The organism is Nonomuraea antri (genome assembly GCF_013283785.1).
GTDB classification, from domain to species: Bacteria; Actinomycetota; Actinomycetes; order Streptosporangiales; family Streptosporangiaceae; genus Nonomuraea; species Nonomuraea antri.
On record NZ_JABCPZ010000039.1, the window covers coordinates 1 to 17,893 of the forward strand.

18 protein-coding genes are annotated in these 17,893 nt (G+C 71.9%); 6 read left to right on the forward strand and 12 right to left on the reverse strand.

The features are described 5' to 3' along the window. Together HII36_RS15645 and HII36_RS15650 are read left to right on the forward strand one after the other, a co-directional pair. Window positions 1–1,349, forward strand: a 1,349-nt coding sequence (locus HII36_RS15645) for a type III PLP-dependent enzyme domain-containing protein (RefSeq protein ID WP_173523906.1), incomplete at its 5' end; no start/stop codon positions are given. A gap of 58 nt (window positions 1,350–1,407) precedes the next feature. Further along, on the forward strand, window positions 1,408–1,947 hold the full coding sequence (locus tag HII36_RS15650; RefSeq protein ID WP_173523907.1) for a hypothetical protein: 540 nt from the start codon (window positions 1,408–1,410) through the stop codon (window positions 1,945–1,947). 105 nt (window positions 1,948–2,052) lie between these two features. Here the strand turns inward: HII36_RS15650 and HII36_RS15655 are convergent, their stop codons facing one another. Genes HII36_RS15655 through HII36_RS15675 form a run of 5 tightly spaced genes read right to left on the reverse strand, consistent with a single transcriptional unit; the run spans window position 2,053 to window position 6,691 of the window. Beyond that, window positions 2,053–3,345, reverse strand: a complete 1,293-nt coding sequence (locus tag HII36_RS15655) for an ABC transporter substrate-binding protein (protein ID WP_173523908.1) — start codon at window positions 3,343–3,345, stop codon at window positions 2,053–2,055. Window positions 3,346–3,355: 10 nt separating this feature from the next. Continuing rightward, on the reverse strand, window positions 3,356–4,348 hold the full coding sequence (locus HII36_RS15660; protein ID WP_173523909.1) for a branched-chain amino acid ABC transporter permease: 993 nt from the start codon (window positions 4,346–4,348) through the stop codon (window positions 3,356–3,358). Further along, window positions 4,345–5,226: a branched-chain amino acid ABC transporter permease gene (locus HII36_RS15665; RefSeq protein ID WP_173523910.1), complete on the reverse strand. Its 882-nt coding sequence runs from the start codon at window positions 5,224–5,226 to the stop codon at window positions 4,345–4,347. Before HII36_RS15665 ends, HII36_RS15660 begins: the two co-directional genes overlap by 4 nt. Next, window positions 5,223–5,939, reverse strand: coding sequence for an ABC transporter ATP-binding protein (locus tag HII36_RS15670; RefSeq protein WP_173523911.1), 717 nt, complete (start codon window positions 5,937–5,939; stop codon window positions 5,223–5,225). The genes HII36_RS15665 and HII36_RS15670 overlap by 4 nt, the downstream gene beginning before the upstream one ends. Beyond that, window positions 5,936–6,691, reverse strand: coding sequence for an ABC transporter ATP-binding protein (locus tag HII36_RS15675; RefSeq protein WP_173523912.1), 756 nt, complete (start codon window positions 6,689–6,691; stop codon window positions 5,936–5,938). Before HII36_RS15675 ends, HII36_RS15670 begins: the two co-directional genes overlap by 4 nt. A 178-nt stretch (window positions 6,692–6,869) precedes the next feature. Between HII36_RS15675 and HII36_RS15680 the strand changes: the two genes are divergently transcribed. Together HII36_RS15680 and HII36_RS15685 are read left to right on the forward strand one after the other, a co-directional pair. Beyond that, window positions 6,870–8,219, forward strand: coding sequence for a PucR family transcriptional regulator (locus tag HII36_RS15680; RefSeq protein ID WP_173523913.1), 1,350 nt, complete (start codon window positions 6,870–6,872; stop codon window positions 8,217–8,219). Beyond that, complete coding sequence (locus tag HII36_RS15685; protein ID WP_173523914.1) at window positions 8,216–9,697, forward strand: long-chain-fatty-acid--CoA ligase; 1,482 nt, start codon at window positions 8,216–8,218, stop codon at window positions 9,695–9,697. The genes HII36_RS15680 and HII36_RS15685 overlap by 4 nt, the downstream gene beginning before the upstream one ends. Before the next feature lie 33 nt (window positions 9,698–9,730). Here the strand turns inward: HII36_RS15685 and HII36_RS15690 are convergent, their stop codons facing one another. The 3 genes from HII36_RS15690 to HII36_RS15700 are packed head-to-tail and all read right to left on the reverse strand — an operon-like array spanning window position 9,731 to window position 12,643. Then, window positions 9,731–10,777, reverse strand: a complete 1,047-nt coding sequence (locus HII36_RS15690) for a carbohydrate kinase family protein (protein ID WP_328807725.1) — start codon at window positions 10,775–10,777, stop codon at window positions 9,731–9,733. A 12-nt stretch (window positions 10,778–10,789) separates the two neighbouring features. Beyond that, window positions 10,790–12,247, reverse strand: a complete 1,458-nt coding sequence (locus HII36_RS15695) for a penicillin-binding transpeptidase domain-containing protein (RefSeq protein ID WP_173523915.1) — start codon at window positions 12,245–12,247, stop codon at window positions 10,790–10,792. Window positions 12,248–12,283: 36 nt separating this feature from the next. Beyond that, a complete protein-coding gene (locus HII36_RS15700; RefSeq protein WP_173523916.1) occupies window positions 12,284–12,643 on the reverse strand; it encodes a MerR family transcriptional regulator in 360 nt (119 codons plus the stop codon). A gap of 134 nt (window positions 12,644–12,777) precedes the next feature. Here HII36_RS15700 and HII36_RS15705 point away from each other — a divergent pair, with 134 nt between their 5' ends. Beyond that, window positions 12,778–13,704, forward strand: coding sequence for an aldo/keto reductase (locus HII36_RS15705; protein WP_173523917.1), 927 nt, complete (start codon window positions 12,778–12,780; stop codon window positions 13,702–13,704). A 16-nt stretch (window positions 13,705–13,720) separates the two neighbouring features. Here HII36_RS15705 and HII36_RS15710 read toward each other — a convergent pair whose 3' ends face one another. Then, entirely contained in the window at window positions 13,721–14,359 is a 639-nt protein-coding gene (locus HII36_RS15710; protein WP_173523918.1) for a TetR family transcriptional regulator, read from the reverse strand. Between the two features lie 92 nt (window positions 14,360–14,451). Here HII36_RS15710 and HII36_RS15715 point away from each other — a divergent pair, with 92 nt between their 5' ends. After that, window positions 14,452–15,753 carry a GH1 family beta-glucosidase gene (locus tag HII36_RS15715; protein ID WP_173523919.1) on the forward strand — a complete coding sequence of 434 codons (1,302 nt, stop codon included), beginning with the start codon at window positions 14,452–14,454 and terminating at the stop codon, window positions 15,751–15,753. A gap of 48 nt (window positions 15,754–15,801) precedes the next feature. On the opposite strand, the gene HII36_RS15720 is transcribed toward HII36_RS15715, so the two are convergent. The 3 genes from HII36_RS15720 to HII36_RS15730 form a co-directional block, all read right to left on the reverse strand. Continuing rightward, window positions 15,802–16,077: a hypothetical protein gene (locus HII36_RS15720; RefSeq protein ID WP_173523920.1), complete on the reverse strand. Its 276-nt coding sequence runs from the start codon at window positions 16,075–16,077 to the stop codon at window positions 15,802–15,804. Between the two features lie 126 nt (window positions 16,078–16,203). Further along, the gene (locus HII36_RS15725; RefSeq protein WP_217369565.1) at window positions 16,204–16,914 is read right to left on the reverse strand and encodes a nucleoside/nucleotide kinase family protein; all 711 of its coding nucleotides are present in this window, start codon (window positions 16,912–16,914) and stop codon (window positions 16,204–16,206) included. 18 nt (window positions 16,915–16,932) lie between these two features. Beyond that, window positions 16,933–17,829 carry a hypothetical protein gene (locus HII36_RS15730; protein WP_173523921.1) on the reverse strand — a complete coding sequence of 299 codons (897 nt, stop codon included), beginning with the start codon at window positions 17,827–17,829 and terminating at the stop codon, window positions 16,933–16,935. Window positions 17,830–17,893 lie beyond the last annotated feature (64 nt).

The following is a 17,893-nucleotide window of genomic DNA, read 5'->3' on the forward strand; positions in this document are numbered from 1 at the left end:
CCTCGGTCCTCCCCCGCCCGTCCCGCCGCCCGTCCGCCGAGCGGGCCGCGGACGTCGTCCGTCACGCCGTACAGGCCGGGCTTCTGGGAGACGAGCAGCCGGTGGCCGGATTCCTCGACGTCGAGGGCGTGCGCGACTCGGTCGCCGCGCTCCAGGAGGCGTTCGCCGAGACGCCGGGCGTGCTGCACACGTTCGCCGCCAAGGCCGCCTCGCTGATCCCCGTCCTGCGGCTGCTGGCCGACACCGGCATGGGCTGCGAGGTGGCCAGCCCGGGCGAGCTGCGCATCGCGCTGGACGCCGGGTTCGACCCGGCGCGGATCGTCTTCGACTCCCCGGCGAAGACGCGCACCGAGCTGCGCCAGGCGCTCTCGCTCGGCGTCGCGGTCAACGCCGACAGCCTGTCCGAGCTGGCCCGCATCGACGAGCTGCGGCCTGAGCACTCGTCCTCGGTGCTCGGGTTGCGGGTCAACCCGCAGGTCGGCACCGGGTCCATCGGTGCGATGAGCACCGCGACGGCCACGTCCAAGTTCGGCGTGCCGCTGCGCGACCCGGGCATGCGCGAGGCCATCGTGCGGGCCTTCGTCGAGCGTCCCTGGCTGACCCGGCTGCACGCGCACGTCGGCTCGCAGGGCTGCCCGCTGGAGCTGATCGCGGCGGGCATCGCGGAGATCCACCGGCTCGCCGAGGAGATCAACGCCACGCTCGGCACCCAGCGGATCACCAGCCTGGACATCGGCGGCGGCCTGCCGGTCAACTTCGACGACGACGAGGTCAGGCCCACGTTCGCGGAGTACGTCTCGGCGCTGCGCACGGCCGTGCCCGGCCTGTTCGACGGACGCTACGCGCTGGTCACCGAGTTCGGCCGGTCGCTGCTGGCCAAGAACGGGTTCATCTGCGCGCTGGTGGAGTACACCAAGAACGCGGGCGGGCGGCGCATCGCCATCACGCACGCGGGGGCGCAGGTCGCCACCAGGACCGTGCTCATGCCGGCCGCGTGGCCGCTGCGCGTCGGCGCGTTCGACGCCCAGGGCCGCCCCAAGGACGGCCCGATGCTGGCCCAGGACGTGGCCGGCCCGTGCTGCTTCGCCGGTGACGTGGTGGCGCACGACAGGGAGCTGCCCGAGCTCGCCGAGGGCGACATCGTGACCCTGTACGACACGGGCGCGTACTACTTCTCCACCCCGTGGGCCTACAACAGCCTGCCGCGCCCGGCCGTGTACGGCTTCACCACCGCCGAGGACGGCGGCGACGTGCGGCTGGCCGTCGTCAGGCCGGCGCAGTCGCTCGACGAGATCGCGCTGGAGAGCGGCCTGGAGCACGCCGGCGCCCTGGTCGCGCTGGGCTCGTGACCCCGCCGGGGCCAGGGGTACGGTGCTGGTAACGACCCGGGGAAAGGAGAGTGCGCACGTGCTGTACGTCTACGGTTTCGAACGACTCGGCGTGGCCGTGAGCGACATCTACTTCGTCGACCCGAATCCGAACCAGGGCCAGGAGGGCGCCGAGCGGGGCGTCCGGCTCGAACTGCGGCTGCTCGAACAGGGCGAGCTGCAGGGCACCATCTACGCGGCGCGCCCGATCGACCTGGCCAGGCCGCTGTGGCGGGTCGACCTGCTCGAATCGGTCGACGGCCGGCCTGGCAGCTTCGACCGTACCCATCACCACCCGGTCTTCACCAGGTGGGACCCGGGGCCGCGCGTGTTCGACAAGGAACTGTCGGCCGACCCGCCGGGCTGGCTGGCGGGCCGGCTGTCCGACCTGGACGGCGTGCTCAAACAGGCCGGCCTGGACGACGACCCCGGGCTCGCCGCCGACGCCGCCGCGTTGCGCACGTGCGCACCGGAGATCGTCGACACGGTGAACCGCCTGCTGGCCAGGGTCCGCGCGGGCGAGCTCGGCCGGCCACCTGGCGAGGGGCCGGCCGACAGCGTCAGGGCGAGCTGGCTGTGACCCCCGCGCGCCCGGCCCGGCGACGGGCCCGGGCCGCGACCACCAACAGCACGGCCGCGACCGCGCCGCCGCCGGCCCCCTCTGGCAAGGCGCCGGCCCGTTCTGTCAACCGGTCAGCGGGCCGAATTCCTTGCGGGTGTCGATGACCTGGCCGAACAGCTCCCACCGTTCGCCCTTGAACGTCATGAGCTGCAGCGACTCGATCGGGAAGCCGTCACCGGCGGCCGTGTCGAGCGTGACACCCGGCAGCAGCATGTCCACCTTGACCCCCTTGAGGTCGCGCATCGAGTCGCGCAGCCCTTCGCGGGTCGGGCACTTGGCCGCCTCCATGGCCTTGTGGAAGCTGCTCGCCACGGCCCAGCCGAAGGTGTGGTACGGCACCGCCGGGTCGGCGTCGGGCGCGTACTGCTTCATCTTCTCGTGGTAGAGCTTCATCTCCGCGTCGTCCTTCCAGGTCGGGTCGGTCGGGTCCTTGTAGTAGGACGCCGACACGATGCCCTGGACGTTCTGGAAGCCGACCGGCTTGAGCACGGTGATCGAGGCGGCCACGTTGTTCACGATGTGCAGCGGGTTCCACCCGGTGTTCTTGGCGTCGGCGGCCAGCGCCTGGGAGCCGAACTTGGGCGTGGTCACGTTGAGCAGCACGTCGGCCTTCGACTCGGCGAGGTTGCGCATCTGGGCGTCCACGCTGGGGTCGGTCACCTCGTACGACTGCTCGGCCACGACCTTGACGCCGCTGCCCTCGACGGCCCGTTTGAAGCCGTCGAGCAGGTCCTTGCCGAAGTCGTCGTTCTGGTAGAGCACGGCGACCTTGGCGTCGGGCTTGTCGGTCTTGAGGTACTGGGCGTAGACGCGGGCCTCGGAGATGTAGTTGGGCTGCCAGCCGATCGTCCACGGGTGCGCGGTGTCGGTGCCCCACGTGGACGCGCCGGTGGCCACGAACACCTGGGGCACCTTGCGCTGGTTGGCGTAGTCCCAGGTGGCGGTGGTGGACGGGGTGCCGAGGGTCTGGAAGAGCGCGAACACCTGCTCCTGCTCGACCAGCCTGCGGGCCTCCTCGACCGCCTTGGGCGGCTGGTAGCCGTCGTCGCGGACGACGAACTCCACCTTGCGCCCGCCGATGCCGCCCTTCTCGGCGTTGACGTAGTCGAAGTACGCCTTGATGCCCTTGGGGATGGCGCCGTAGGCGGAGGCGGGGCCCGACAGCGGGTAGATGCCGCCGAGCTTGATGGATGTGTCGGTGATGCCGGTCGTCTGCTGTCCCTGGCACTGGCCGGCGGCGGCCGTCGCGCCCCCGCCGGTGCCACTCGTGCCACCGGTGCCCGTGTCGCCCCGGCCGCCGCAGGCTGCCGCCGCCAGCAGGAGCAGCGCGGCACAGCCGATCGAAGTCACTCGCATCCCATACTCCTTAACGGACCTTGCGGAATCTACGGAAGATCGTCTGGATCAGTCCGGCCAGACCGGTCGGCGCCACGTACATCACCACGATGATCAGCAGGCCGAAGATGACACCCGGGGCGGCGTCGTTGACGTCTTGAGAGATGCTCGGCACGAACATCACGAACAGCGCGCCGAGCACCGGCCCGGCCAGCGCGCCGAGCCCGCCGACCACCAGGCCGGCCAGCAGCGTGATCGACAACGTGGCCGGGAACGAGTCCGGCGAGACGAAGCCGATCACCCAGGTGTAGAGACAGCCCGCCGCCCCGGCGAACATCGCGCTCCAGGCGAAGGCGAGCGTCTTGTACCAGGCCGGGCGCACGCCCATCACCTCGGCCGCGATCTCGTCGTCCCTGATCGCGTGCAGCGCGCGGCCCACGCGGGACCGCAGCAGGCCGCGGGCCAGCGCGAACGCGGCGAGCGCGACGGCGAGCGCGAGGAAGTACAGCCACTGGTCCTCGGCCAGGCCGCTCCAGGCCGGCGGCGCGGGCTTGGCCAGGGTCAGGCCCATCGAGCCGCCGGTGACGTCCTCGAACCGTTTGAGCAGCGGCACCAGGAAGATCGCGATGGCCAGCGTGACGAGCGCCAGGTAGAGCCCGCGCAGCCGCATCGCGGGCACGCCGAGCGCCAGCCCGAGCAGGAAGGCGACCGCGGCGGCGATCGGCAGGGTCAGCGGGTACGGCAGCGCCCAGCGTTCCATCGTGACCGCCGCCGTGTACGCGCCGGCCGCGAAGAACGCGCCGTGCCCGAGCGAGATCTGGCCGGCGTGCCCGACCAGCAGGTTCAGCCCGAGCAGCGCCACCGCGTAGACCAGCACCATGGTGAGCTGGAAGACGTGGAAGGGGACGAGCTGGAACGGCGCGTAACAGGCCGCGGCCAGCGATACGGCCGCCGCCGCCCATCGCCACCGCGCCGCCGCGACGGGCCTGGCCGGCGCTTCCAGCCGCTCCGGAGCCTGGATCATGCGCGTTCCACCACCGCTCGTCCGAACAGCCCCTGCGGCCGCAGCAGCAGGACGCCCAGAATGATCACCAGGGGCACGCCGACCTTCAGGTCGGAGCCGATGACGGCGACGTACGCGCCGGCCAGCGTCTCGGCCACGCCCACGATCAGCCCGCCGGCCACCGCGCCCACCGGACTGTCGAACCCGCCCAGCGTCGCCGCGGCGAACGCGTAGATCAGGACGCCGCCCATCATGTTGGGCTCCAGGAACAGCAGCGGCGCGACCAGCACGCCCGACACCGCGCCCACGGTCGCGGCCAGGCCCCAGCCGAGCGCGAGCGTCCAGCCGACGCGGATGCCGACCAGCCGCGCGGAGTCCGGGTTGGTGGCCACCGCCCGCATGCCCAGCCCGATCCTGGTGTGCTGGAACAGCAGGTAGAGCAGCCCCATCACTACCCCGACCACGGCGAACACGCCAAGAGTCGCGTAGCCGACGCTGATCCCGCCGGCCTCGAAGGCCCCGGAGGGGAACGGGTTCGGGAAATCCTTGATCAGGAACGTCCAGATCCAGCCGGCCGCGGCGTTGACGAAGATGAACAGCCCCACGGTGACGATCACCACGGTGAGCTCGGGCGCGCCTTCGACCGGCCGGATGATCACGCGTTCGATGAGCATCCCGCCCGCGAACGACACCACCAGCGTGAGCCCGAGCGCCGGCCAGAACGGCAGCCCGGCCGCGGTGAACTGCCAGGCCAGGTACGTGGCGAACATGGCCAGCTCGCCCTGCGCGAAGTTGACGATCCCGGTGAACCGGTAGATCAGCACCAGCGCCAGGGCAAGGCTGGCGTAGATGGCGCCCGCGCCCAGCCCCTCGATCACCTGCTGCAGGAAGCCGTTCATACCCGGTACCCCAGGTAGGACTGGGCGACCTGCTCGTCGGCCTGGATCTGCGCGGCCGTCCCGGACAGGACGATCCGCCCGGTCTCCAGCACGTGCGCCTGCTGGGCGATGCCGAGGGCGAGATGGGCGTTCTGCTCGACGACGACCACGGTGGTCCGCTCCTCTGCGTTGACGGCCTGGACGATGCGGAACAACTCCCTGGTGACCAGCGGGGCCAGCCCGAGCGACGGCTCGTCGAGCAGCAGCAGCTTCGGCCGGAGCATGAGCGCCCTGCCGATGGCCAGCATCTGCTGCTCGCCGCCGCTGAGACTGCCCGCGGCCTGCTTGAGCCTGGTCTTCAGCACCGGGAAGTAGGCGTAGACGCGGTCGAGGTCGGCGGCCACGGCGCGGGAGTCGCGCCGGGTGTACGCGCCGAGCCGCAGGTTCTCCTCGACCGTCAGCGGGACGAACGTGCCGCGTCCCTCGGGCACGTGAGCGACGCCGAGCCTGGCCAGGGTGTCCGGCGGGCGTCCGGCCAGTTCGGCGTCGCCGAGCCTGATGCCGCCCCTGGCCCTGACCATGCCGGACAGGGCGCGCAGCAGCGTGGTCTTGCCGGCGCCGTTCGGGCCGAGAATCGCGCAGATCTCGCCGGCGCCGACGGTCAGGCTGATGCCGTGCAGCACCTTGGCGTCCCCGTAGCCGGCGGACAGGTCGGTGACCACGAGGTCGCTCATGCCGCCGCCGTCCCCAGGTACGCCTCGATGACGGCCGGGTCGCGCTGCACCTCGGCCGGCGGGCCTTCGGCGATCTTGCGACCGAAGTCCAGGCAGACGATGCGGTCGCAGGTGCCCATGACGAAGCCCATGTGGTGCTCGACCACGATCACGGTCAGGTCGTACTCGTCGCGTATCGCGCTGAGCGTGCCCGCGAACTCGGCCACCTCGGCCGCGTTCAGGCCGTTGACCGGCTCGTCGAGCAGCAGCAGCCGCGGCCGGCCGAGCAGCGCCCTGGCCAGCTCCACCCGTTTGAGCGTGCCGAACGGCAGCCCGGTCGCCGGGTGCCCGGCCACGGCGGACAGGTCCAGCCGGGCGAGCACGGCGTCGGCGTCCGCGCGCAGGGCCCGTTCCTCGGCTCTGGCCAGGCCGAGCGCGGCCGTGCGGAATCCGGCGCGGCCCCGGTGATGCGCGCCGACCAGCACGTTGTCGCGCACCGACAGGCGACGGAACAGGCCCAGGTTCTGGAAGGTACGGGCGATGCCCAGCTCGGCGATCGCGTGCGGGGGCCTGGCCAGCAGGTTCTCGCCCTCGTACGTCACGCTCCCGGCGTCGGCGGCGTGGCGTCTGGTCAGGCAGTTGAACAGGGTGGTCTTGCCGGCGCCGTTCGGGCCGATCAGACCCACCATCTCGCCGCGCTCCACCCCGAAGCCGACGCCGTCCAGCGCGGTGATGCCCCCGAAGCGCACGGTGAGATCGCGTACCTCCAGCATGCGGCCTCCTGGAGAACAATGTTCTGAAGTTGGGGTCAGCGTAGGTTCACCGCGCTGACAGCCGCATTGGGCACGGTCACCACACCTGTGCGCGGCGAGTTGGTCCCGGAGCACAGCATCTGTCTCGGACCGGTCACGAACCGTTGACCGCCCGGCGGCGGGCATGGATCATCCCGGCATGTCCGGTGGTTTCAGCACGGAAACGCTCACTGGTACGGAGAGAGTCCGGGCGGAACGCGCGCGGATACTCGCCGAACTCCTCGCCGACCTCGACGGCCTGGCCGCGGCCGCGCTCGCGGCGATGAAGGCCGAGATCCCCGCGTACGCCGCCGAGGGCGCGGCCTTCCACGCCGACGTCCACGACCAGGTGGCCAGGCACTACCGCAGCAAGCTGGCCGTGCTCATGGAGGAACGCACGGTCACGCTGGACGACATCGCCTTCACCAGGCAAGCGGCCATGCGCCGGGCGCGGGCCGGGGTGGCGCTGGCCGACTACATCAACGCCTTCCGGGTCGGGCAGCAGGTGTTCTGGGAGTCGGTGGTCAGGCGGGCCGGACGTTCGTTCGCCGGTCAGGAGGCGGCGTTGTCGCTGGCCACGCCGCTCATGCGGTACTGCGACTTCGCCAGCACGCACGCCGCGAACGCGTACATGGAGTTCCAGCAGTACGCCACCGCCGAGGCGGTGCGCGAGAGCCGCGACCTGCTCGAAACCCTGCTGGGCGGCGGCGTCCCCGCGCGCGGCGGGCAGCTCGCGGCGGCGCAGGCGCACGGCCTGGCCCCGGGCACGCGCGTGCCGCTGCTCGTGGTGGTCGCGGTGCTCATCGGCCCGCGCGCGGTCACCGGCGCGGACGCCAGGCACGCCGCCTCCGCCGCCATCGCCAGGACCAGCGAGAACGGGACGCGCACGCTGTCGGTGGTCCGCCAGTCCGAGATCGTGGCCATCCCCGTGCTCGGCCCCGGCGGCGACCCGGGCGAGTTGTGCGACCGGCTGCGCGCGGTCCGCGACACGCTGGCCGGCGAGGGCATCAGGCTGGCCATGGGCATCAGCACGATCGCCGCGGGACCCGGCCTGATCCCGCAGGCCTACCTGGAGGCGCGGGCGATGCTGGAGTTCGTGCCCGAGGACGGCGGCGTGGCCGCGCTGCCGCTCATCACGCCCTTCCAGTACCTGGCGCTCAAGGCCGACGACACCGCCAGGCACCTGGTCGACCCGCGCATCCGCGCGCTGCTGGCCGAGGACCGCGAGCGCGGCGGCGTGCTCACCGCGACGATCAGGACGTTCGCCTCGGCCGACCTCAACCTGCGCGCCACCGCCGAACGCCTGCAGATCCACCCGAACACCGCGCAGTACCGCCTGCGCCGCATCCAGGAACGCACCGGACGCTCGCTCCGCAAGATCGACGATCTCGTCGAACTGCTCGTCGCGATCGCGTTGCAGGACTCGCTGCCGCCCAATCCCGGACGGCCAAGACTGGCCACCGTGACCGATGAGAGCCGGACGGGAACCGGCGTACGGTCGATGCCATGAATCTCGCTGACCGGCTCCACACCGCCGCCGACCGGCTCGGTGGCAGGGCCGTTCTCACGCTGGACGACGCGGAGCTCACCTACGGCGCCCTCGACCAGCTCAGCGCCCGGCTCGCGGCGCTGCTGACCTGCCGCGGGATCGGCAGGGGCGACCGGGTGGCGATCATGTTGCCGAACGTGCCGGAGTTCGGGGTCGTATACTACGGGGTGCTGCGGATCGGGGCGGTGGCCGTGCCGCTCGACCCGCTGCTGAAGAAACGAGAGATCTCCGCCTATCTCGCCGACTGCGGGGCGCGGCTGCTGATCGCCTGGCACGCGTTCGCCGAGACCGCCGAGTCCGGCGCGGCGGCCACCGGGACCGACTGCTTCTTCGTCGTCCCCGAGGAGTTCCGCCGGCTGCTGCGCGCGGTGACGGCCGAGCACGAGATCGCCCGCGCCGAGCCCGGCGACACCGCGGTGATCCACTACACCTCGGGCACCACCGGCCGGGCCAGGGGCATCGAGCTGACCCACGCCAACCTGGGCGGCAACGCGGCCACCGTGGCCCGCATGCACGCGCTCGGCGTGGACGACGTGGTGCTCGGCGCGCTGCCGCTCTACCACACCTACGGCCAGACCTGCTCGCTCAACGCCACCGTGCACGCCGGCGCCCGCCTGACCCTGCTGCCCCGCTTCGAGGCGGGACGCGCTCTGGAGGTCATCAGGCGCGACGGCGTCACGGTGCTCCAGGCGGTGCCCACCATGTACATCGCGCTGCTCGACCACCCGGGCGCCTCCGACCTGTCGCTGCTGCGCGTTTGCGCGTCCGGCGGCGCCGCGCTCCCGCTCGACGTGCTGCGCGCCTACGAGGCGCGGTTCGGCTGCCAGATCGTCGAGGGGTACGGGCTCAGCGAGACCTCCCCGGTGGCGGCCACCAACCGGGGCGGTCACGCCCGCCGTCCCGGCTCGATCGGCTGGCCGATCAGGGAGGTGGAGATGAAGGTCGTGGACGACGACGGCCGCGAGGTGCCGTGCGGCGGCATCGGCGAGATCGTGGTGCGCGGCCCCAACGTGATGAAAGGCTACTGGAACGACCCGGCGGGCACGGCGGAGGTGATCCGCGACGGCTGGTTCCACACCGGGGACCTGGGCCGGGTCGACTCCGACGGCTACTTCTACCTGGTCGACCGGCGGCGTGACGTGATCATCCGGGGCGGGTACACGGTGTATCCGCGCGAGGTCGAGGAGGTGCTGTACGAGCACCCGGCCGTGCGGCAGGCGGCGGTGATCGGGGTGCCGCACGCCGAGCTCGGCGAGGAGATCTCGGCGGTGGTGGCGGTGCGTGCCCCGGTGAGCGCCGACGAGCTGCGGGCGTTCGTCAAGGAGCGGGTGGCGGCGTACAAGTATCCGCGGCACATCACGTTCGCGGAGGCGCTGCCGATGAGCCCGACGGGCAAGATACTCAAGCGCGCGCTGACCCGGCCCGCGGCCTCCCGCTGACCTGCCGCCCCCGCCCTGACGCGCCGCCTGCGATCAGGCGGTCGGGGCGAGATCGCTCGCCCAGGGCGGGTCGGCGCCCGCGACGGTGCAGGTCAGCGCCGCGACCCTGGCGGCGAACGCGGCCGACTCGACCGCCGTGTCCAGGTCGAGCCGGTCCAGCCGCCCGCCCAGCAGCCCCCGCTCCCCCAACCGGTGCAGCAGCCCGGCGGTGAAGGCGTCGCCGGCGCCCACGGTGTCGACCACGTCCACCGGGACGCCGGGCACCTCGGCGCGGGCGCCGTCCAGCGACACGAGCGCGCCCCTGGCGCCGAGCGTCACCACCACCAGCCGCGTGCCCGCCGCGTGCCACAGGTCGCAGGCCCGCGCCGGTTCCATGCCGGGGTGGATCACGTCCAGGTCGTCGTCGCTGAGCCTGATCAGGTCGGCCAGCTCGCACCAGCGCGCCATCCGCTCCCGGTAGACGCGGGGATCGACCAGCGCGGGCCGGACGTTGGGGTCGATCGACACGGTCGCCCCGCGCGCGGCCTGGCCGGCGAACGCCTCCACCCGCTCGGCCCCGGGCGGGCACACCAGCGCCAGCGACCCGGTGTGCAGGCACGACGCCCCGCCCAGCCGGGCGACGTCCAGTTCGGCGGCCGCCCACTGGAAGTCGGCGGTGCCTTCGGCGTGGAAGGAGTAGGCGGCCCGCCCTTCGCCGTCGAGCGCCGCCACGCCCAGCGTGCTCGGTTCGGCCGCGGCTACGCAGCCGGTCAGGTCGACGCCGGACGCCGACAGCCGGTCGCGGAAGAGCGTGCCGAAGACGTCGCCGGACAGGCGGCCCAGGAACCTGGCCGGGGTGCCGAGCCTGGCCAGCGCGACGGCGGTGTTGGCCGGGCCGCCGCCGGGCAGCACGCGCAGGATCAGCTCACCGCCGGCGGGGCCGTCGGTGAAAGCGTCGGCGACGCACTCCCCGAGCACGGCGACCGGTGACCCGGGCGCAGCCGTCGGGGAACCGGGCACGGCCATCGGGGAACCGGACGCGGCCATCGGGGAACCGGGCGCGGCGCGCTGCTCTGCGGGGCCTGGGTCCTGACGGCGCACGACGCCACCGTACTAGGTGAGCGCGGCCGCCATCACGGCCCGGGCGACCGCCGTCGCCGCCCCGGCCCCGGCGCCCGGCCGCTCCAGCACCACGCCCACCGCCACCTCGGGCGCGTCGGCCGGCGCGAACGCGGTGACCAGCGCGTTGTCCTCGGCCCCTGGGATGGACCCGGCCGTGGCGGTGGCGGCGGCCACCTCCACCCCGGGCAGGGCCGCCGCCGCGCCCGTGCCGCCCGCGCGGGTGACCGTGGTCATCATGAACGCCAGCTGCCCGGCGAGCTGTTCCGGCACGGCGTCGCGGTACGGGCTGGGGCTGGCCCGGTTGATGATCGAGCCGTCCGGCAGGCGCACCTCCTCCACCAGGTACGGCCGCATGAGCACGCCCTTGTTGGCCACCGCGGCCGACAGCATGGCGATCATCAGCGGCGTGGCCCGGTTCTCGTGCAGGCCGATGGCCGACAGCGCGGTCTGCGGCCGGTCCAGCTCCTTCGGGTACGTGCTCGGGCTGCTGGCCAGCGGCACGGTCAGCCCGCCGGCGTTGAACCCGAACGCCTCGGCCTGGTCTCTGAGCAGGTCCTGGCCGAGCTGGAGCCCGAGGTTGGCGAAGGCGGTGTTGCAGGAGAGCTGGAAGGCGTACGTGAGCGAGGGGTGGGCGTTGCCGCAGGGGGCGGCGTCGGCGTTCTGCACGTAGGTGAGGCTGCCCGGCAGGTTCAGCCTGGACGGCGCGTCCACCGTCGCGGTCGGCGTGTACTCGCCGGACGCCAGCGCCGCGGCCGCCGTGACCAGCTTGAACGTGGCCCCGGGCGGATAGAGCCCATGCAGCGCCCGGTTGAACAGCGGACGGTCGGGCGCCTGCCTGAGCCGGTCGAGCCCGGCGGCCAGGGCCTTGGCGTCGAAGGTGGTGAGCGCGTTCGGGTCGTAGGCCGGATAGCTGGCCAGGGCCAGGATCGCGCCCGTCACCGGGTGGATCGCCACGACCGCGCCGGGTCTCCCGGTGGCCTTGAGCGCCCGGTAGGCGGCCCACTGGACGCGCTCGTCGATCGTCAGCCTGACGTCGGCGCCTTCCGCGGTGCCGTCCCTGACCAGGGAGCGCACCTTGACCTTGGCGTCGTCGCCGGACAGTACGGCGTCCTCGGCGCGTTCGATGCCGGTGGAGCGGTAGAGCGAGACGTGGCCGGTGATGGGGGCGTACACCTCGCCGCCGCGGTAGACCCGCTGGTACAGGTAGGGGCCGCTCCTGGTGGCCCGGCTGCCGGCGATGACGGTGCCGTCGTAGGTGAGGATGTCCCCGCGCGGCCGGTCGAACCTGGCGATGACCATCCGCTGGTTCCGCTGATCGGCGTTGAGCCGGTACGACCCGAACGCCTGGATCACGGTGACGTGCGCGAGCAGCGTGAACAGCAGCACCGCGCACAACATCGCGACGCGGCGCAACGGGATGTTGATGCGCTTCGCCCGGGGTCCGGCCATGGTCCTTGGTCTAACAACCGGACCCCCAAGGCCGAGCTACACCGCGCCCCGGTAATAGGAAATCTTGTGATGGATGTAGCGCCGGCGCTCGACCAGGTTCTCGATCTGCCCCTGCACCCGCCGGTCGTGCTCCTCCAGCAGCCTGGCCCGGTCGGCGAAGGTGTGGTCGCCCTCGCGTACCAGCTCGGCGAAGCGCAGCATCTCCGCGATGGGCATGCCGGTGTCGCGCAGGCACCGGATCAGCCCCAGCCAGCCGACGTCCTCCTGGCTGAACCTGCGCTGCCCGGCCGCGTTCCTGCTGATGGGTTCGAGCAGGCCGATCTTCTCGTAGTACCGCAGGGTGTCGAGGCTGAAGCCCGTCTCCTCGACCACCTCGGCGGGTGTGTACACGCTCACGGACGACAGGATCGCACCTGGAGCGCACTCCAGGTCAACCGCCCCCTGGACAAAACCGCCGATCAGGCCCGCGCGCCCGGCCACCTCCGCCCCGGTTTGACATGGAGTGCACTCCAGCTTCCAGAGTCATCCCCATGAACATCGCACTGGGCACGATCTCGTTCGGCACCTCCGTGAGCATGGAGGACACCTTCGCCATCCTCGACCGTTTCCACGAGGCCGGCGGCACCATGCTCGACACCGCCAACAACTACCCGTTCTGGATCGACGGCTGCACCGGCGACGAGAGCGAGCTGGCCATCGGCGCGTGGCTGGCCGCCCGCGGCAACCGCGACCAGATGGTGATCAGCACGAAGGTCGGCGGCCGACCCACCGTCCCCGGCGACAAGACCATGGACACCGCGGAAGGGCTCGCCGCCCCGGTCATCGCGCAGGGCGTCGACGGCAGCCTCAAGCGGCTGGGCACCGACCACATCGACGTGTACTGGTCGCACATCGAGGACCGGGCCACTCCGCTGGAGGAGACGCTCGGCGCCTTCGACGCGCTCGCCGAGCAGGGCAAGGTGCGTGCCATCGGCGCCAGCAACCTGCCCACCTGGCGGCTTGAGCGGGCCCGCGCCATCTCGGCGGCGAACGGCTGGCTGCCCTACACCCACCTGCAGCTCCGCCACACCTACCTGCGGCCGCGCCCGAACACCAGGCCGGTCGAGTCGGCACACCAGCTCGTCTCCGACGAGACCCTCGACTACGTCGCCAGCGAGCCCGGTGTGACCCTGTGGCTGTACAACACGCTGATGGCCGGGGCGTACACGGGACGGGCGGACCGGCCGATCCCGGAGATCTACGACCACCCGGGCACGACGCGCCGCCTCGCCGTGCTCCACGAGGTGGCGGCCGAGCTGGACGCCACCCCGAACCAGGTGGTGCTGGCCTGGCTGCTGGCCGACGGGCACGTGCCGATCATCGGCGCGACCAGGATGGCGCAGCTCGACGAGGCCATCGCGGCGACCCGGCTCGAACTGGACGCCGCGCAGCTCACCAGGCTGAACGAGGCCGGCTGACGCACTCCGGCGATGGTCAGGGCAGGTGGTCCGCCAGGTACCGGCGGACCAGTTGCTTGCACTCGGCGATCAGGTCGGCGTCGCCTGCCGGGTTCACCCGGAACGCCAGCTTGAGCACCGCGTCGGTGGCCTCCACCGCCACCAGCAGCGCCCGGTCGAGCCCGGGCCCGGCCGGGGCGTCCAGCAGGTCGAGGGTGAGCGCCCGCAGCCGGTCGGCGACCACCATGTTGTTGTCCATCTGCCCGTCGAGCGCCCGGTTCGTGCCCTCCAGCGCCGGGCCGCCGGGTGTCGGGAACACCTCGCCGAAGTCGACCACCGCGAACCCGGGCGTGGTGCGCTTCATCGCGACGAACTCGTCGACGGCCAGGTCGACCAGGTCGGTCCAGTGGCCCAGGTCGGCGACCGCGATGCGCTCGGTGACGCGTTCGAGGAACGCCTCCAGGTTGCGCACGGCCAGCGCGCGCACCAGGCCCTGCTTGTCGGGGAAGAACTGGTAGAACGTGCCGATCGGCACCTCGGCCCGCCGTGCCACCTCTTTGGTGGTCAGTGCTTCGTATCCGATCTCGTCGAGCAGGAGGGCGCACTCGTCGAGCATCCGTTCCACCCGCTCCACGCTGCGGCGCTGGGCTGGACGACGGCGCAAGGTACTCGTCATGGCCTCCATCCTGGCGTATTACCAGCAGGTACAGGGGGTCTCTTTGCCGTCCATTAACATGAGCCATACTCGCATAGCAGCAGGGAGCCCGCATGTTCCTCTGGGGTACGGCCACCGCCGCCTATCAGATCGAGGGAGCCGCGACGGAGGACGGCAGGGGCCCGTCCATCTGGGACACCTTCGCCCACGAGCCCGGCCGCACCCGCGACGGCCACACCGGTGACGTGGCCTGCGACCACTACCACCGCTGGCGCGAGGACGTCGGCCTCATGCGCGACCTGGGCGTGAACGCCTACCGCTTCTCCATCGCCTGGCCCAGGATCCAGCCCGAGGGACAGGGCGCGATCAACGTCAAGGGGCTCGACTTCTACGACGCCCTGGTCGACGGTCTGCTCGAAGCCGGGATCCAGCCGGTGCCCACGCTGTTCCACTGGGACCTGCCGCAGGCGCTCCAGGACCGGGGCGGCTGGCTGAACCGCGAGGTCAGCGAGCACTTCGCCGACTACGCGGCGGTCGTGGCCGAGCGGCTGGCGGACCGGATCCCGCTGTGGATCACCCTGAACGAGCCGTTCGTGCACATGGCCTACGGCTACGCGATGGGCATCCACGCCCCCGGCCAGGCCCTGCTGCTCGACGCGCTCCCGGCCGCGCACCACCAGTTGCTCGGCCACGGCCTGGCGGTACGGGCGCTGCGCGCGGCGGGCGCCGGGCAGGTGGCGATCACCAACAACTGCACGCCGGTCTGGCCCGCCTCCGACTCCCCTGACGACCTGGCCGCGGCCGCCGCCTACGACACGCTGCACAACCGCCTGTTCACCGACCCGGTGCTGCTGGGCGCCTATCCGGACCTGGACGCGTACGGCGCCGACCTGTCCTTCGTCGCGGACGGCGACCTGCGCACGATCTCCGCCCCGATCGACGCGCTCGGCATCAACTACTACAACCCCACCCGCATCGCCGCACCCGGCGGGCCCGGGCTGCCCTTCGCCGACGCCGGGATCACCGGCTACCCGACCACCGCCTTCGGCTGGCCGGTGGTGCCCGCCGGCCTGCGCGAACTGCTCAACACGCTCAAGTCCCGCTACGGCGCCGCGCTGCCGCCGATCCACATCACCGAGAACGGCTGCTCGCAGGAGGACGTCCAGGGCCCCGACGGCACGGTGCACGACCAGGCCCGCATCGACTACCTGAGCGGCCACATCGAGGCGACGCGCCAGGCGATGGCCGACGGCGTGGACGTGCGCGGCTACTTCGTCTGGTCACTGCTGGACAACTTCGAGTGGGCCGAGGGCTACCACCAGCGCTTCGGCCTGGTGCACGTGGACTTCGAGACCGGCCGCCGCACCCCGAAGGCGTCCTACGCCTGGTACCGGGAGCACCTCGCGGGCCGGTGACGGTCAGGTGACCGGCCGGGGAGCGACCCCGGCCGGTCGTTCATGGGGTCAGCGCCACCAGCGGCGGTGCAGGTGCACCCAGTACCCGTGGAACGCGCCGCCGTAGCAGGACAGCAGCGTCGGGCTGTGCGGGTCGGCGACGACGTGGCCGCCGCCGAAGTGGCACTCGATCCTGGAGACGAACCGGTGGTTGACGGCCGGGGCGGCGACCCCGGGAGCCCCGGGAGCGGCCTCCGGGGCGGGGGCGGCCGACGCGGGTGAGCCGAGGCTGAGCGCCCCGAGGGTGGCGGCGGAGGCGAGGGTGAGGGCGAGAAGACGACGCATCGCGGTCTCCAATCACTTTTAGCGACTATGCCGCTACTCTTAGTTACCGCCACTGCCAAGCCTGAAACTCCGACACGCCGTGAATGAGCATGGTTTTCGTCGTCGAACCGTCAGGTGAGGAGCGGTTCAGCCCCGGATCAGGCGCGGTTCGGCAAAGACGGTGTTGTCGATGACCACGTCCACGCGCGGCAGCGGGCCGGCCTCGGCCAGGTAGATCCGCTCGGCCACCAGGTAGCGCTCGCGGTGCAGCCGCTCCGCGTCGGGGCCGGCCCAGTCCTGGTCGCGGGCGGTCCCCCGGCGGACGGACAGCTCGGCGTCCACCTCCAGCCAGATCCGGAAGTCCCAGTAGCCGTCGATCTCCGGGCGGAAGGCGAACACGCCGTCCACGATCAGCACCGAGTCCGGCTCCAGCGGCGAGGTGACCGCCGAGTGGTCCTCCTGGGTCAGCGGGTCGAGCAGGCACAGCGTGCACGAGGTGGCCGCCGCCGAGCGGCACGGGTCGAGCAGCAGCCGCCTGACGCCGTCGTAGTCGAAGGCGTTGCGGTAGTACCCCTCGCCCGACTCCCTGTCGTAGCGGTGCCGGTCCTTCCACGGGCGCTTGAAGTCGTCGAGCGTGGCGCGCAGCACCGAGCGTCCGGCAACGCTGATCGCCGCGGCCAGCTCGTGACCGAAGCCGGTCTTCCCCGCGGCGGTGAGCCCGTCGACGCCGACCAGCAGCCGTCCGGCGCCGATTGCCCGCACGCGTTCCGCCACTTGCGCGACGAGCGCGGTGCGCTGCGGCGAGGCGGCCGGCGGGCTGGGCTGCCGCCAGGTCGAGATCGAGTGGTGCACCGGCACGACGAACCGCCCGAAGTATCAGAACACGGACACGTGTACGTGATCGTAGTGGTTGGCCGTGACGCCGCCGCGGTTGGACATGGGGTCCCAGCCGCCGCCGGAGCGGATGTCGTAGTACCGCTGCTTCCAGATGATGTACATGACCCCGAGCCGCGAGCCGTTCGCGATCAGCCAGGCGGCCAGGTCGTCGCCGCGGGCCTCGTTGTCGCCGCCGGCCATGCTGCCGCCCGGGGACATCATGAAGTCGCACGCCCGGCCCTTGCCGTGCTCGCCCGGGTCGCCGGGGCGCAGGCAGCCGACGCCGTACTTCATCGGGAAGTTCTGCATGACCTCGGCCCGGACGTTGATCATGCGCTCGGTCAGGCCCTCGGCGCCGCCCGGCTGCTGGAAACCGTACTTGGCCAGCAGGCGCTCGATGTCGCGCCGCTTGGCCTGCATGGCCTTGATCTCCTTCTTCAGCTTGTTGATCTTGTCGTTGGCGTTGAGCTTGGCCTCTTTGGAGTCCTCGATCAGCTGCTGGATGTGCTGGACCCGGCTGGCGCGCTCGCTGGCCTGGTGGTTCAGCACGGCGGCCTGGCCCAGCGCCTTGTACGGATCGACGTTGAGACTGAAGATCTGCGTGGGGTCGAGCGGCCCGAGCATGTACGCCGTGCGCGCGATGTCCGCCACGTCGGCCTGGGCCTCGGCGAGCTGCTTCTGCAGCGACCCCGACACGTCGGTGGCGTTCTTGGCCTGGATGCGGATCTCCTCCAGGCTCTGGATCTGGCCGCGGTAGCGCTTGTTCAGCGCGTCGGCCTGCTTGGTGAGCCTGCGCAGCTCGGCAGGACTGGGGTCGGCCAGGGCGGACTGCGGGGCCTGCAGTCCGAGCAGCCCGGCGAGGACGGCGACGAGCACGGCGAAACGCCAGATCCTCACGCCCGCCCCTCCCCTCATAGACGGACCGAAACTATAGAAGATGATCTTGAATGCTGTCATCCGA